The sequence below is a fragment of the Paenibacillus sp. VT-400 genome (assembly GCF_001029205.1).
GTDB lineage: Bacteria > Bacillota > Bacilli > Paenibacillales > Paenibacillaceae > Paenibacillus > Paenibacillus amylolyticus.
This window is the reverse complement of record NZ_LELF01000047.1, coordinates 459634-474986: the sequence shown is the minus strand read 5'-3', so window position 1 is coordinate 474986 and position 15353 is coordinate 459634. Positions and strand designations below refer to the sequence as shown.

Annotated in this window: 16 protein-coding genes; 15 read left to right on the top strand and 1 reads right to left on the bottom strand. The window is 48.0% G+C overall.

Features of this window, described 5'->3' with window-relative positions; genetic code table 11:
- The first annotated feature begins 16 nt into the window (after positions 1–16).
- The 9 genes from EL84_RS04490 (at position 17) to EL84_RS04455 (ending at position 7747) form a co-directional block, all read left to right on the top strand.
- A complete protein-coding gene (locus EL84_RS04490) occupies positions 17–1015 on the top strand; it encodes a glycosyltransferase (RefSeq protein ID WP_047840852.1) in 999 nt (332 codons plus the stop codon).
- A gap of 53 nt (positions 1016–1068) precedes the next feature.
- A complete protein-coding gene (locus EL84_RS04485; protein WP_047840851.1) occupies positions 1069–1353 on the top strand; it encodes a hypothetical protein in 285 nt (94 codons plus the stop codon).
- A 113-nt stretch (positions 1354–1466) separates the two neighbouring features.
- A complete protein-coding gene (locus tag EL84_RS32220; RefSeq protein ID WP_200904512.1) occupies positions 1467–1628 on the top strand; it encodes a hypothetical protein in 162 nt (53 codons plus the stop codon).
- A 98-nt stretch (positions 1629–1726) separates the two neighbouring features.
- The gene (abc-f, locus tag EL84_RS04480; protein ID WP_047840850.1) at positions 1727–3808 is read left to right on the top strand and encodes a ribosomal protection-like ABC-F family protein; all 2082 of its coding nucleotides are present in this window, start codon (positions 1727–1729) and stop codon (positions 3806–3808) included.
- Positions 3809–4199: 391 nt separating this feature from the next.
- Positions 4200–4667 carry a hypothetical protein gene (locus EL84_RS31170; protein WP_082218848.1) on the top strand — a complete coding sequence of 156 codons (468 nt, stop codon included), beginning with the start codon at positions 4200–4202 and terminating at the stop codon, positions 4665–4667.
- The gene (locus EL84_RS04470; protein WP_036671603.1) at positions 4667–4951 is read left to right on the top strand and encodes a hypothetical protein; all 285 of its coding nucleotides are present in this window, start codon (positions 4667–4669) and stop codon (positions 4949–4951) included. The genes EL84_RS31170 and EL84_RS04470 overlap by 1 nt, the downstream gene beginning before the upstream one ends.
- A 4-nt stretch (positions 4952–4955) precedes the next feature.
- Positions 4956–6356, top strand: a complete 1401-nt coding sequence (locus EL84_RS04465) for a glutathionylspermidine synthase family protein (RefSeq protein ID WP_047840849.1) — start codon at positions 4956–4958, stop codon at positions 6354–6356.
- Complete coding sequence (locus tag EL84_RS04460) at positions 6338–6742, top strand: DUF350 domain-containing protein (RefSeq protein ID WP_017691702.1); 405 nt, start codon at positions 6338–6340, stop codon at positions 6740–6742. The genes EL84_RS04465 and EL84_RS04460 overlap by 19 nt, the downstream gene beginning before the upstream one ends.
- 57 nt (positions 6743–6799) lie before the next feature.
- The gene (locus EL84_RS04455) at positions 6800–7747 is read left to right on the top strand and encodes a nucleoside hydrolase (RefSeq protein ID WP_036671600.1); all 948 of its coding nucleotides are present in this window, start codon (positions 6800–6802) and stop codon (positions 7745–7747) included.
- Between the two features lie 78 nt (positions 7748–7825).
- Here the strand turns inward: EL84_RS04455 and EL84_RS04450 are convergent, their stop codons facing one another.
- The gene (locus tag EL84_RS04450; RefSeq protein WP_235431486.1) at positions 7826–8305 is read right to left on the bottom strand and encodes a heme-degrading domain-containing protein; all 480 of its coding nucleotides are present in this window, start codon (positions 8303–8305) and stop codon (positions 7826–7828) included.
- A 226-nt stretch (positions 8306–8531) separates the two neighbouring features.
- Between EL84_RS04450 and lspA the strand changes: the two genes are divergently transcribed.
- From lspA to EL84_RS04420, 6 genes are all read left to right on the top strand, one after another.
- The gene (lspA, locus tag EL84_RS04445; protein WP_036606631.1) at positions 8532–9023 is read left to right on the top strand and encodes a signal peptidase II; all 492 of its coding nucleotides are present in this window, start codon (positions 8532–8534) and stop codon (positions 9021–9023) included.
- Between the two features lie 528 nt (positions 9024–9551).
- Entirely contained in the window at positions 9552–10742 is a 1191-nt protein-coding gene (locus EL84_RS04440) for an ABC transporter substrate-binding protein (protein WP_414855709.1), read from the top strand.
- A 24-nt stretch (positions 10743–10766) separates the two neighbouring features.
- Entirely contained in the window at positions 10767–11633 is an 867-nt protein-coding gene (locus EL84_RS04435; protein ID WP_036606633.1) for a carbohydrate ABC transporter permease, read from the top strand.
- On the top strand, positions 11633–12460 hold the full coding sequence (locus EL84_RS04430; RefSeq protein ID WP_047840848.1) for a carbohydrate ABC transporter permease: 828 nt from the start codon (positions 11633–11635) through the stop codon (positions 12458–12460). The genes EL84_RS04435 and EL84_RS04430 overlap by 1 nt, the downstream gene beginning before the upstream one ends.
- A gap of 335 nt (positions 12461–12795) precedes the next feature.
- Entirely contained in the window at positions 12796–14559 is a 1764-nt protein-coding gene (locus EL84_RS04425) for a sensor histidine kinase (RefSeq protein ID WP_082218845.1), read from the top strand.
- A complete protein-coding gene (locus EL84_RS04420; RefSeq protein WP_036671597.1) occupies positions 14549–15343 on the top strand; it encodes a response regulator in 795 nt (264 codons plus the stop codon). The genes EL84_RS04425 and EL84_RS04420 overlap by 11 nt, the downstream gene beginning before the upstream one ends.
- The last annotated feature ends 10 nt before the right edge of the window (positions 15344–15353 follow it).

Here is a 15353-nt window from a genome sequence, read left to right as displayed (position 1 = left end):
ATGAGGGGTGAGAAGTTTGCGTAAAGTCGGACTTGTTATGCGTAAAATTCAATTCACGGAAGCTCAGGGGCCACGCGTATTTGCGGATCGGCTGAAGCAGATTGGTCTGGAGTTGGGTGTTGATATCGTGTTCATCTCGCCGGAGCGTCATGTCAGTGGATACGACTGGTTGCCTGGTTATGAGCATGAGAAAGGTGACCTGGTGAACTACGATATCGTGCTGGACCAGATTCATAGCCAAAATATAGAGCATGTCATCTACACCGTATCCGGGTTTACGTTTTTGAAGATGTTCTTACCAAAGAGTGTATTGTTCCCGCACAGTTTCCCCGATCCCGCGCTAACGGGATATGAGATGATGAAGCCATTTTATACGATGGTGGATAAAGCAATTGTGCAGACGGAGTTTTTGAAAACAGAGCTGGGTCGCAATTTCGGCGTACATGACGTGAACGTTATCCCGATTGGCTTTAGCGAAGAGCTGGCGAACCGGCACTATGATCCGAGTCAGGTTGTGCATAATCGGGTGCTCTGGATCGGTAGGGATGAAGCGAATCGTCGCCCGGATCTGGTGCTGGAATACGCTCGGCAGAACCCGGACAAGGAAGTATATATGGTGTTTGGCGGTGTACGCTATAAGGAAACCATGAAGAAGTACGACATTCCTTCCAACGTGAAGCTTAAGTTTGCGCTCACGCAGGATGAGATATTTACGTTGATGAACTCATCCAAGGTGTATTGGAACTGTTCGGCCTTTGATACATTTGCGATGCCGTTGACGGAAGCGATGGCGATGGGCAAAATGGTCGTGAAGCCGGAGCATGCTTGCTACGGTCATATTCGATCCACGCATGCCTTTGCAGGCAACGAGGATAACTGGTTTGAACTGGTGAACATGGCTGCGGCTGCGCCGCGCAGTGTGTCGGAAGACAACCGGGAGTATGCGTTTGGTGCTTTTTCGCGCACGAAGATGAAAGAAGGGTACCGGAACTTTTTCTCAGATTGGTTGAAGTAACGTAAGGTCTGTAACAAAGGGCTTAATCCATCCAGCAACAGGAGGGGAACCTTATGGAAGTACTGATCTTGTGGACATTGGGAATGTGGGCGGTGCTGCTGCTGATTGAATGGCTTATTTACCGATTGCAAGGACGGCGAATGACGTGGGTTCAATATATATTGCCATGTGTGGCCTTGCTCGGCGGTGCCGTTGTAATCATGATCAGCATCGATATTGGCGGGTGGAATGGCATCGGATATGCCCTACTTGGCGCATTACTGGGTACCTCGGGAATGTTAACACTTATTACGGTGGCGATCAGGGATGTAATGCTTCGGCGACGGGGCAGGAATTAAGCGTAAGAATGAAACTACTGTACAGTATGATTGAATTGGGCGAAGGGATGGTTGCGGAAACGCATTCGTCTGTGATATATTGACATTAATTATGACAAGGGAGGTGAAGACAGGTGAATCACGAGATGCTTAACAACCGTATTAGCCAGCTGCCGATTGCTATGGCTGGCATTGTTCATACTTTTCTGACCAACGGGAGAAGTCCGTCCAATTTTGAATATACGGAAGTTAACATTTGCGAGAAGATGCCTGCCTTGACCTCATTCGGACGATAAGCGATATTGCTTGAATTCTGAAGGGCCGCGGAGCTAACCTCCTGCGGCTCTTTTTGTGTTGCGGTCAGGATCTTCCATACCATAGGAGGAACCTTATTATGATGATTATTAGCGCGCAACAACTGACTCAATACCACGGAGCACATCTGGTGCTGGACGGCATTACGTTTGAAATTATGGAAGGTGACAAGGTCGCCCTGATTGGCCGCAACGGAAGCGGCAAGACCACACTTATGCGCCTGATGGCAAGACTGAACAAGCCGGATGAAGGGCAATTGATGATCAAGAAAGATACACGAATGGGATATGTGGCTCAGGTTCCAGAAGGATTGGATGACCATACCGTACTGGATGTACTGAGTCTTGGATTCAAGGAGCTTATGATATGTCGCACGCAAATGAAGGAAATGGAGCAGCAGATGTCCGATCCGGCATGTGCAGCAGACCCTAATCAATTGGAGCGCCTGCTGAAACGCTACGCGGCACTGCAAGACCAGTTCGAGCGTGAGGGTGGATACGAAATGGATGCCCGGATCGATCAGGTGGCGGACGGTTTGGATATCGCCAAGGCACACTATGGTTGGCGCTTTGGTTCACTGTCTGGTGGGGAGCAAACTCGGGTGGTTCTGGCTTCACAGCTAATCGTAAGACCCGACCTGTTATTGCTGGATGAGCCGACAAACCATCTTGATCTGGAGCGGGTCGAGTGGCTGGAAGGATTTTTACGAGAATATCCCGGCACCATTGTCCTGATCTCGCATGATCGCTATTTTCTGGATCGGGTCGTGAATCGAACACTGGAGTTGGAGGATGGAGAAGCGGAAACGTCTGCTGGCGGTTATACGGAATATATGAAAGTGAAGGAACAACGGCTGTTGCAGCAATTCGAGGAGTTCAAGGAGCAGCAGAAGGTTATCAAGAAAATGAAGGAAACGATCCGCCAGTTAGAGGAGTGGGGCCGAGTTGGTGGGAATGAAAAGTTCTTCAGACGGGCAGCTTCTATGCGTAAAGCCATCGAGCGGATGGAACAGGTGAAGCGTCCTGTACTGGAGCGCCGCAATGCCGAGTTCGATGTGCGTCCTACGGATCGAACGGGTAAACGGGTAGCGGTATTGGAACAGGTCGAGAAGAGCTATGGCGAGCGTGAAATCCTGCGCGGAATCTCGGGTCTGTTGGAATATGGGGATAAAATTGCACTCATTGGACGCAATGGCTCCGGCAAGACGACCCTGTTCAAGCTGTTGCTTGGTGACGAGCAGCCCAATGCGGGCAAGCTGGAGTGGGGAGCACGCGTGGATGTAGGGTATCTGGCTCAACAGGAGGAACCTACGAATCCAAAGCTGAACGTACTCGAATACTTCCGTCTGGAAGCAGGCGTGGAAGAGGGAGAGGCTCGCGGAATTCTGGCACGATATTTGTTCTATGGAGCGGATGTATTCCGCTCTGTCGGGCAATTATCTGGTGGGGAATGGACGCGTCTGCGGCTAGCTCTGCTGGTGCAGCGCAAACCCAATGTACTGTTGCTCGATGAGCCAACCAACCATCTGGATATCGCATCGAGAGAAGCGCTGGAAGAGTCACTGGTTGATTTTGAAGGAACTGTACTTGCCATCTCGCATGATCGGTACTTCGTCAATCGCCTCGCTTCCCGTGTCTGGGAACTGGAGGACGGTCAGATGACCGCTTATCTGGGAGACTATGAGGCGTATCGTGAGAAGAAGCTTGATTTGCAAGCTCGTGCGGCGGCGACAACTCAGGCTACAGCAGGCGTGGGCGTTTCTTCTCGTGGGAACACCAACTCAGAGATGAAGTCAGGTTTAACGTCCGCGCCCGGCGGGACTGCCAGATCAGGGAAGAAGCCAGGAGCAACCTCGACAATGAACGGATCCACTGTTGTAGCTGCCGGTGGAAGTCATGATCATAAAGCTTCTACTGAATCAGGTAAGGCGTTGACTCCTTCGGCAGCAACTGCATCGAAACATAGAAGTGGCAGTGGCAACCAACAATCTGCGGAGAAGCTGGAACAGACGTTGGCTCGTCTTGAGGCAGAGATTCAGGTGCTGGATCAACAGTTGGAAATGGTGCAGAACAATCCGCTTGAACTGGAACAAATCTGGAATGATCGCGAGCAATTGTCCGCTGAATATAATGATGTATTGGCACAGTGGGCTGAGTTATAAGTCAGAATGGCATGAGCATAAGATTAAAAAGTGCGGTCGGAGAGTCTTCTCCGGCCTTTTTGAACTGAATTGCGTACCAAAAGTAGAAAACAGTATGTTATTTCCTGCTTCGTTAATCGGAGAATGAAGGTAGCCAACATGTTCTTTATTACATGTCATGGTGAATAGAATCAATTTCATAAATCACTAAAAATGGAGTTTTGTAACTAGACATAGACAAATTAAACCATTTTTATCTATGTCTAGCCTTGATTTGAAGCAGCTAAAGGTACTATGAAATTGATTCACTAGTGTAACTTTTTTCCTTCTGATGCGTTAAATACGTTTGTATGAATTGAAACGGCTCACCTAAGAGCTCGCAAAAAGGGAGGTTATCGGTATCTATTATTCATTGACGTATCGGAGTTGGTCGGATGATCGACAGGCGGAGACGGGAGTGCTGGAACAGGCTTCAGTCACACGAGATGAACTGTTCATGCGCAAACTGGTGGATGCCACCTTGGTGAAAAACAAACTCTGGGCGCATCTGTCCAATGAATGCCAGGATGGGCGGGAACATGCAGTATATGTAACGCCATATGACCAACAGATGCCGGATGAGTACGGTGCAGCCATTGCGGATGCTGCGCTGGCGATGTGCAAAATGTCTTCCATGTACAGCGCAGAGTATATGCTCTGGAATGGAAGTTCATTTCAGGAGTTGGAACTCACAGTATCCTCCACCTATACGATGGAGCTTGCCGAGCAACTGCTGGACCATTACATGGTTCGCGCTGGCAAGACGTATGAATTCCTGTATTCCGTGCTGGATGCGGATCGCAAGAAAGTGTTGTTTTATATGAAAGAGGTGGATCTGTGATGAGTGACCAAGAGCGGGGGCAAGCATCAAAACCCGGATCAAAAGCAAAGCTGGTTGCTTTCTCCCTGATGCTGGCGGTTCCTGCCGTGTTATCCGGTTGTGGCAGCAACAATGATGAATGTGACCCGGAGTATGATACCGGATGTGAATATGATTCCAGCAGTGGGCACTATTACTACGGTGGGTCGTCTTATCGAAGCAACAAGGATAGTAACAGCTCCTATAGCAAATCCAAGTCCAAATCAAGCGGCTTCGGTAGCTTCTTCCGTAGCTCGGGAGGATAACCGGATGAGGCAAGTGGTTCAACTGCCGTTAAGTCACGAAGAGGTATTTCAGGGCGAAACGGAACAACAGATTCCATATCATCGAATGTATGGGAAACAATATTGTGTGCCTGCATTAACGGTTTATTCTCCCTCGGAGGTACAAGAGCTGCGTACCGCAGCCCAGGCGGTAGACGGCATTTACTGTAAAGTGATGCGATTTATCCAGCAATATATGCCGGATTCTTTTTTAGAGCATCAGTTGGGTATCCATCCGGGGCTTATCCCGGCGGCACGTATGGAGTTGGTAACTGGAGGCATTACCCGTCAGGACTGGATTATTGGAGAAGCTGGGCCGAAGTGTATTGAAAATAATACGGACACTCCTACTGGCATACCGGAGGCTGCTGCATTGGAAAATATCCTGGTCGGTCTTGCTGAGGATGCCGCGTTAACTGCGCCATCTGCCGAGATGGATACACGTATTCGGGAATGTTTCAAGATGTGGCTGGAATTCTATACAGAGCAGGGATTAAAGGGTCCGGTGACATTCACTTCTTTTGGCGAACATGTCGAAGACCGAACGAATACGGAATACCTGATGAGACGTTGTCAGGAAGCGGGATACGAGGTTTTCTATGCTCCACTTGAGGAACTGGAGATTGTTCCGGGAGAGGCGCTTTACCATAGGGGGCGGGAGATTAACTTGCTGTATCGCCTTTATCCACTGGAGTATCTGATCGATGATCGGGATGAGACGACAGGGGTGGACATTGGTGCTGCGCTGCTTGAACTTGTACGTGAGGGACGACTTGGCCTGATGAATCCCGTTCAGCATGTGCTGATGCAGAGCAAAGGTTTCATGGCGGCAATCTGGTCGCTCTACGAGCGGAACGAGCAAACCCCGGAATATTGCGGGTTTACCCTCTTTGATGAAGCAGAGATGGACGTGATTTACCGATATCTGCTACCCACCTATTTTTCATCTGAGCCCTTCGAGCTGAACGCCATATCATATGTAGCCAAAAGCTACTGGGGGCGCGAAGGCAGAGGAACTCTTTTGCTGGATGAAGGAACGGACAATGCCTTTGGAAAGCAGGATATGGAGCATCCTCTTAACGAGGCGCTGGAATCCAATCTTGCATCTGGGGCAACGGACGAGGATAAAGAGATTACAGCTTATTACGAAAATCAGCCCAAAATCTATCAGCAGCTGGTTCCGATGGAACAGGTTGTGATCGAGACGGAAGCTGGAGCATACAGCGGCTATCTGCTTACAGGGGTGTTTGTTATCGGTGGGCGTATGGCTGGGATACTACCACGGGTCGGGGAGAAAGTAACCGGAGATATGGCCTATTATTGCGCGGCTACGGTTCGTGAACGGATGAATGATGAGGAGGAGAAGGAATGGAAAACTTGGGATTAAACCTCGTGAATGTGGCGGTGGGTGTAGGCATTCTGCTGGTGGTATTGGTATGTGGATATTTTGCTTTTAGCAAATTGACCCGGTATAACGATAGTGAGGAAATCGCCAAAGGTAACGAGGCGGCAGGCATGTACATGGGCAGCAAATTGCTGGGACTGTGTATTATTGTGGGCATGGTATCTTTCTCGACGCATTCGTGGTTGGATATGCTGCTGTGGTCGGCGTTTGGAATTATTGTGCTGTGCCTGGTCTATATTATATTTGATTTCCTGATTCCAAAAATGCGGGTATGTGACGAAATTGCACGAGGTAATATGGCGGTAGCCCAGCTGCTGCGTTCGATTATCATCGGCGTTTCCATCGTCATTGGTACGTTTTTGATGTAAAATAAGACATAGTGTTTTATGGAGTTTACTATCAAACGGAAGAAGGAGCGCGGCATCATGAGAAGAGTCATCATCGATACAGATACAGCAGGAGACGATACGATTGCGATCCTGACGGCATTGCATCACTTTCAGGTGGAAGGCATCACCATTACGGGCGGTAACGTACAATTCGACCAGGAGGTTGAAAATGCCCTGTACACGGTACAGGTTGCTGGACATGGCGGTAAGGTGCCTGTGTATAAAGGTTGCGAGCGTCCGCTAATGGCCTACGGTAAAGCTCAGCACCGCACAGTGGAAGACGTGCATGGCGATGATGGTATGGGCGGCGCGCATTTCCCGAAGGCAGATCAGCGTCCCGAGAGCGGGCATGCGGTTGATTTTATCATTGAGAAGGTGCATGCACATCCAGGTGAAATTGAACTTCTGGCGATTGCCCCTTTGACTAATATTGCAATGGCGATCCAGAAGGACCCAACCATTATTCCGGAGATTGCTCACCTGTACATCATGGGCGGAACCAATAATGCACTGGGCAATATTACACCGGCAGCGGAGTATAACTTCTACGTGGACCCGGAAGCAGCGAAAATTGTACTGCATGCAGGCATTCCAATCACGATGGTTGGCTGGGAGATGTGCACGCAATATTCAGTGATGGACGATGACGATCATGCAGAGATTGCGGCTCTGGGTACATCGGGTGCCGATTTCTTCACTGCAATCAACAAAGTGGTTATGCAGTTCAACAAGTCGGTACATAAACTCAATGGCACCACTCATCCCGATACGTTGTTGATGGCTGTTGCGGCAGATGAATCCATCATGACCAAGTCGGGTCAATATTATGTGGACGTGGAAGCAGCAGGAGAACTGACACGTGGATATAGCGTGGTCGATATCAACGGACGTTTTGGCAAAGAGCCGAATGTACGTGTCTGTGAGGCGATTGATCGGCCCAAGTTCAAATCCATGCTGCTGGACGTTCTCTCGGCGATCCAATAAACGCAGGAATTTAACTACAGGAAAAAGAAGAAAATCCGTGCCTATCCCAGGTACGGATTTTTTATTGCCCATTTTAATCTAATCTTGCTGCAACAAAAACGAGCGAATGCCTGTCGTGACCAGATCATGGTCTTCCTCATCAGGCAGACCTGATACCGTAATGGTGCCGACCTGTCCCTCATTTTTCAGAATCAGCGGGAAAGCGCCACCGGCTAGGACATAGTCCGATGAAGGCAGATTGAAGTCTTGTTCAAGTGTCTGGTTTTCACTTCTCAACCGCAGGGCGGTATGCCAAGAACTGGAGGAGAAATGATTCACCACGTTGTTTTTGCGTCGAATCCAGTCTTCGTTGTCGGGATGAGTGCCTCCCATCGCATGCAAAAAGAGACGATGTCCTTTCAGGGTAATGTCGATGGTCACGGCTTGGGAACGACGCTTCGCTTCTTCGACCAGATGCAGGCCAAGGTTAAGCGCCGTTTCAGAATCAAATTTGCCAAATACCAAGTCACTTTCTTCCTGTTGCATTTCCTTTAATTTCTCTGTCATGATCAGGTTCAAATTACAGGCAGCCCCTTTACATATATGATTGATGTCTACATTCGACATGGATTGGTGTAGTCCCTTCTGGATGCAGTCTGAACGATGTTAGTGGACGTTATTTGCGTGGTTAAAGACCGTTCATTTGGAGACCGTACATCGGCTGTGTTAAAGTGAAAGGAACCTAATATACATAACTCTTAAAGTTAAAATAAGTTATTGCTACGTAGGCAGGAGGAGAAGCACGATGCTGTTTTATTTTGTAGCACTGCTGGTGACTTTGGTGGACCAGGGAACCAAGATTGCAGTGAGGATGTATATGGAAGTTGGCGACGTCATGAGACTGGGTAACTCGGGCATGCAGTTACAGCATTACGAGAACAGTGGAATGGCTGGCAGCATGTTTCAGGGAAATGCGCGTCTGTTTGGTGTGATTGCTGTTCTGTTCATAGCGGGCATGCTGTATTACCGGAGTAAAGGTGAGATTCGCGGTTTCTGGATGCAAGCTGGCGCGGGTTTTATGGTCGGCGGGGCTTTAGGAAATGCGATCGATCGATTTATCTATGCCCGGGTAACGGATTTCCTCGTATTTCCGTCAGGACGCGGGATTTTGAATCTCGCTGATGTCGCAATTAACATCGGTGTGGTCATGATCATCATCGGCATGTTGATTCGTGCATATCAGAGTTATCGGGCCAAGCGTTTACGTAATGCTTTGCCGAAAGCAGAACGTTCGTAATAGGTTGGATAAAAGCGTTACAGTGGCTGAATATAAGCTTATTAAATGAGGGACATTGGATATTATCCAGTGTCCTTTTTGTTATGCCCAATTCGGGTCATGGGAAGAACTGCCGTGATTCATTTTTACCGAAACCGTTTTAGAAATAATAAAGACCTATATCATCCATTCAGATCGAAGTCGGTTTGGAAGGATTAACCAAATGGTTATTTCACCATTTGAATGGGTAAATCTTTACGTATATAAAGTGAGACTAAGATATACACGAACACGGAGAGTGCAGAACCAATCTGAAGAAGCGCAGCTAAAAGCTTTCTGAAAGAAAGCTGCTTCGAAAGCATACGCTAAAACCGGATTTTCCCTTTGAGGAAGGGAATCAAAAAAATCTGGGGATAACAACGATCGGAAGATGGTACTGCAATCGGAGTGACACTGTGTAAATCACATTAGTTCAATTTATAAAGCTGAGGGAGGTACAACATGAGAAGAACGCTTACCAAGGCTCTCGGGACAATGTTGCTGTGTGGAATGATGGCTGTACTTTTATCTTCCTGTACCAGTGGGGATAGCGCGAATGGCAAAGTGCAGATTGAATTTTTCCAGAACAAGCCTGAAGCCAAAACAACCTTTGATGAATTGATCAAGACGTTTAATGCGGAGCATGACGATATCCAGGTGACACAGGTGAATCCGCCCGATGCGGAGACAGTACTGAAGACGCGTGTCGTCAAAAATGATATTCCGGATATTATGGCCATGGGGGCAACCGACACCTATTCCATTCTGGCCCAGAGTGATATTTTCACCGATCTCACGGACAGCTCATTACTCCAGACGATTGATCCGAACTACATACAAATGCTGAATGATCTCACAGGCATGGACGAAGTGACTGGTATTCCTTACGCGACTAATGCAAACGGCATCATGTACAACAAAACGTTGTTTAAGGAAATGGGATTGGATGTGCCCAAGACGTGGGATGAACTCATTGCGACCGCCCAAAAGATTAAGGATGCAGGTGAGATTCCATTTTATTTCACATACAAGGATGACTGGCAGACGAGTCTGCCCTTCAATGCACTAGCCTCCAATCTGGTTGGTATTGATTTCTACCAAGAGCGACGCGATAACAAAGTGACGTTCAAGGAGAAGTACCGCGAGGTAGCTGAGAAGCAACTGGAACTCATGAAATACGGTCACGGCGATAACTTTGGTAAAGCTTATTCGGACGGTAACCGTGCCTTTGCTAACGGTGAAGCTTTCATGTACATCCAGGGAACCTGGGCCATCTCGGAGATTCGCAAAGCGAATCCAAATGTCGATATCGGTTTTTTCCCATTCCCTACGGGTAACGATGCCAGCGAGATCAAGCTGGTGAACGGGATCGACTCCCTGTTTACCATTGCGGCGGACACGCCTAATCGCGAGCAGGCAGAGACGTTTATTGCGTTTCTATTAGAGCCTGAAAATATCGGAAGATATATTGACGAACAGACGCTGTTCTCTGCGGTAGAAGGTGTGAAGCAGGATGATCCTGCCGTACAGGAATTGATGCCATATATCGAGCAGGGCAAGGTTATTGACTTTCCCGATCACTATATTCCGGCTGCGGTGCAGCTGAATTCCATCGTACAGTCCTTTTTGCAGAACCAAAACATCGACAACTATCTAGATACACTCGACAAAGAATGGGACAAGGTTGCTAATCGGCGCTAAGCCTTGTCTGAAGGAGGATGGAGTATGAACAAGCGTATCGCACCTTATTACTGGATGACGGTTCCGGCGGTTGTATTGTTCTTTGTATTTATGACGCTGCCGGCCCTCCAGGGCATCTATTATTCATTTACGAATTATAACGGATTCGGGAAAGAGTATGATTTTGTTGGTTTCAAAAACTATTTCAACTTGTTCCAGGATGACAATGTAGGTAATGCCTACTGGTTTACGTTCAAGTTCGCGATCGTGGTGACGATCCTGACTAATATTCTGAGCCTGCTCATTGCACTCGGGCTGAATGCCAAGATTAAGTTCCGTAACTTTTTCCGCGGAATCTACTTCCTGCCCAATATTCTGAGTGTGCTGATCGTAGGTTACATATTTAACTACCTGTTCTCCAACGTATTCCCGATCTGGGGACAAAATCTGGGCATCAATGCGCTATCCACCAACATTCTCGGCAGCGAGAGTCTGGCTTGGATCGGTATCGTCATTGTTGCAGTATGGCAATCCGTGGCCCTGAATACGATTCTGTATTTGGCTGGTCTGCAAACGATACCAACAACACTGTACGAGGCATCCAACCTCGACGGTGCAGGCAAATGGCGTGAATTCTGGAGTATTACTTTCCCGCTTATTGCCCCATTCTTCACCATTAATATGGTGCTGGCGATGAAAAACTCGCTTATGGTCTTCGACCAAATCGTAGCCTTGACCAACGGTGGTCCCGGGCGGGCGACGCAGTCCATCTCCCACTTGATCTACACCGGCGGATTTGAAGGCGGCGAATATGCGTATCAATCTGCGAACTCGGTTATTTACTTCATCGTTATTGCGGTGATTTCAATTCTGCAAATCCGGTTCCTGCAAAGAAGGGAGATGGATCTGTAATGAGAAGCCGTACACGAATCAATTGGCCCGTTATGCTGCTCGTTGTGTTGGGTACCCTGTTTATCCTGTTCCCATTGTATATGACTGTTACGATTGCTTTGAAAAATCCGGAACAGATGGCCCAATCGGTCTTTTCCATTCCGACAACACTTCACTGGGAGAATTTCGCGAGGGCCATCGACATGACAAACTTCTTCCAATCGTTCCGTAACAGTGCAATCGTTACCGCATCAACGGTGCTCTTGACGTTGCTGAGTAACTCGATGGTAGCTTATGCGATTGCACGGAATATGGAGAAACGCAAGTTTTTCAAAGGACTCTATTATTACTTCGTTAGCGCGATGTTCATTCCGTTCCCAATCATCATGCTGCCGATTGTTAAACTGACCGCATCGCTGGAGATGACAAATCTGGTAGGTCTGATCCTGCTACACACGGTTTATGGCCTGGCATTTAACGTATTTGTGTACGTTGGATATATCCGGTCCATTCCGGTTGCGCTGGAGGAAGCGGCGTTTGTGGATGGGGCAACAACCTGGGGCACATTCTGGAAAATCATTTTCCCGCTCATGGCACCCATCAGTGCCACGGTTGGTATTCTGACTTGCCTGTCCACGTACAACGACTTCTTGCTGCCACTCATTATTATCAGTGATCCGGGACAGTACACGTTGCCGCTGGTACAGTATGTATTCCAAGGACAGTTTAATACTGAATTTAACCTTGCGTTTGCATCCTACCTGCTCGCGTTGCTGCCGATGATTATCATCTACCTGTTTGCGCAGAAGTGGATCATCAACGGGGTTACCCAAGGGTCTGTGAAATAACTGAAGATGGGCCAAAGAAAAGAATATGTGTGAAGAGATATGAACAAAGAGAGGTGGACTTTAAAAGTCTCCTCTCTTTTTTTGATCCTTTTCATTTAACGTTTGAGAACTCTTCAGAGGATTGATTAACCTGTAAAACTATGCTATTTTTTAGTCGTTAGTTTAATCGGTAAACAAAGATAGTGAGAAGAAAATTAAGGTTCAATTATGCAAGCGCTTTAACGAGAAAAACTGAATCGTAGATAAATCCGGCATCGTTTGTACCCAGTCTTCAAGAGCACGGGCGTAAGGTGGTGGGTTCTTTTACATGCCAAAAAGAGAGGAGAATGGGGAAGTTGCACGGGAAAAAAGGACATTTTAACTCACTTCGCAATCAGATCTTCATTGGTTTTGTTATGGTGATGCTTGTTGTTCTGCTGCTCGCAGGCATAACGGCTTATGATCGGGTAGCTGCCCTGCTGAAAAGCAATGCGGAGAAACATATTCATCAAACCGCTGTCCAAGCCAGTGGCAGATTGGATGCACTCATTGCACAAGTGAATTCGCTGACCGCCCAAGTGGCGGATGATTCATACGTGCAGCGTCTGCTTAGCGATGAGAAGCAAGGCAACCCGGCAACCTTTAATCAGCGCCAAGCTCTCTTGCAGATTGCAGGCAGTTATCAGTCTTTCATCAACGGAGCGCAGAGTATGGAGATATACACCACGGGTTATAACCGCATCTTTCCGATGGATGACCGATCCCTCGATCTCAGAGTGGAGCGCAACTGGATCAACCTGGCGGATGAAGGAAAAGGCAGACTGGTATGGGCAGGTGCTGACCCTGAAGATCCGGGTGTGCTTCTAGCTATTCGACGGATTAACCTGCTGGATCATTCTTTTGAACATGGAGGTTATGTGGTGGTGCGGATGCAGCGTAGTTTTTTTCAACTCAATGATTCGAATGGGGCAGATGGTTCGCAGGACTCTATCATGCTCTTGGATGGGGTGGGCGAAGTGGTGACTTCCGATCTGGAGATCAATCTCGATCCCAAAGCCATATTGGACAGTGGATCAGTCGTGCAGAACGGGGAGGAATCCTATATCGTCGTCCGGCAAAAATCGGAGTTAACGGGATGGACACTTGCTGTCCTGACCCCGCTGCGGGAGACAACGGAAGGTGTATCCATCTTGAGAACGGCGCTGCTCGTTTCGGGAATGATTGGTGTTGTTCTGTTCCTTATCATGTCCTTCTTTCTGTCCACAATGATTACACGTCCGCTCATACGTCTGATGAGGGCCATGCGCAGTGCACAGCCGGGAGCAATGAGACCTAATCTAATGGTTAGCTCTACGATGGAGATCAATGAACTCAACGACGTATATAACCAGATGGTCTACAGGCAGAATGAATTGACCCGTGTGGTTCATGAGAAGGAAATCATGCAGTCCCGGGCCGAGCTGAAGGCGTTGCAGTCTCAGATTAATCCCCATTTTCTATTCAACACCCTAGAAGCCTTCTATTGGTCCCTTGAGGAGAAGGGAGACGAGGAGATGGCACGTATGGTTGTGGCGATGTCCCGATTATTTCGCTACATCATCTCCAGTTCGCAGCAGGATGAATGGGTTACGATTGCTGACGAGCTGGAACACGCTGAGCGTTATCTTCAAATTATGCAGATGCGGTTGGGAGAGAGAATGCAATGGGAGATTCAGCTGAGTGATACGGTGCGTAAGGTCGCAATACCGAAACTTCTTATACAGCCCTTGGTCGAAAATGCGATTCTTCATGGGATTGAAAGTAAACTGGGACCGGGAAAAATAAGCATCCATGTGGATGCTTCGACCGAGAAAAATCTGGTTCGCATTAAGGTTCGGGATGATGGTCCCGGTATGGATGAATTACGGCTTCAATCTGTCATTCATGCTTTACATGGCGGGCCGGCTGTGTCCAAGAAGGGGACAGGTGTAGGTCTAATCAACGTACATCGGCGACTGATGCTTTACTTTGGCAGCCAACTTGGCGAACGTTGCAAGCTTTCCATAACAAGTAAGGTTGGGGAAGGAACTGTCATTTGCTTTGAGATTCCCATGGGAACGGAGGGTGCATATGATTCATGACAAAACGATTCTTATCGTGGATGATGAGCCGCGTACAAGAGAGGGTATTCGCAAAACACTGGAAGGATGGTCGGCAGGACGAAATCACATTCAGACTGCAGAAAGTGGCGTCGAGGCTGTGGAATGGCTCAAGAAAAAGCCGGCAGATCTGTTAATAACGGATGTTCGCATGCCGGAATTCTCTGGCTTGTCTCTGATTGAAGCCATTCAGCATTTTTCGAACAAGCCTGTTGTCCTTATTATGTCGGGGCATGCCGATTTTCAGTACGCCCAGCAGGCCATTAAGCTGGGTGTTGTGGAGTATATGTTGAAACCGATTGATAAGGAACAATTGCTGCAGACCGTCGAAAAAGCCCTAAAGTTCAGCGAGCAACAGCGACGTATTCAAACGATGCAAGAAATGGTTGACCCCAAGCTGCTGGATGTTAAGGAGCGCGGAGAACAAAGGCTCAATAGCCAGATCAGTGAAGCTTTGACCTATGTGGATGCTCATCTGGGTGAACATGTGACCATGCGTGAAATTGCTGATCTACTCCATCTCAACTCCAGTTACTTCAGCGTATTGTTCAAGGAACAGATCGGCATCAATTTTAGTGAATACCTTACCCGCAAACGCATTCAGCGCGCGAAGGAGTTGCTTGTGCAGACAACGATGCCAATCTCAGAGATTGCGGAACAGGTGGGTTATCAGACGGATAAGTATTTTATCACAGTATTTAAAAGTCTTGAGGGGCTTAGTCCAAGCAAATATCGGCATTCCCTATCTGAACGAAATAACAAATAACCTCAAAAAA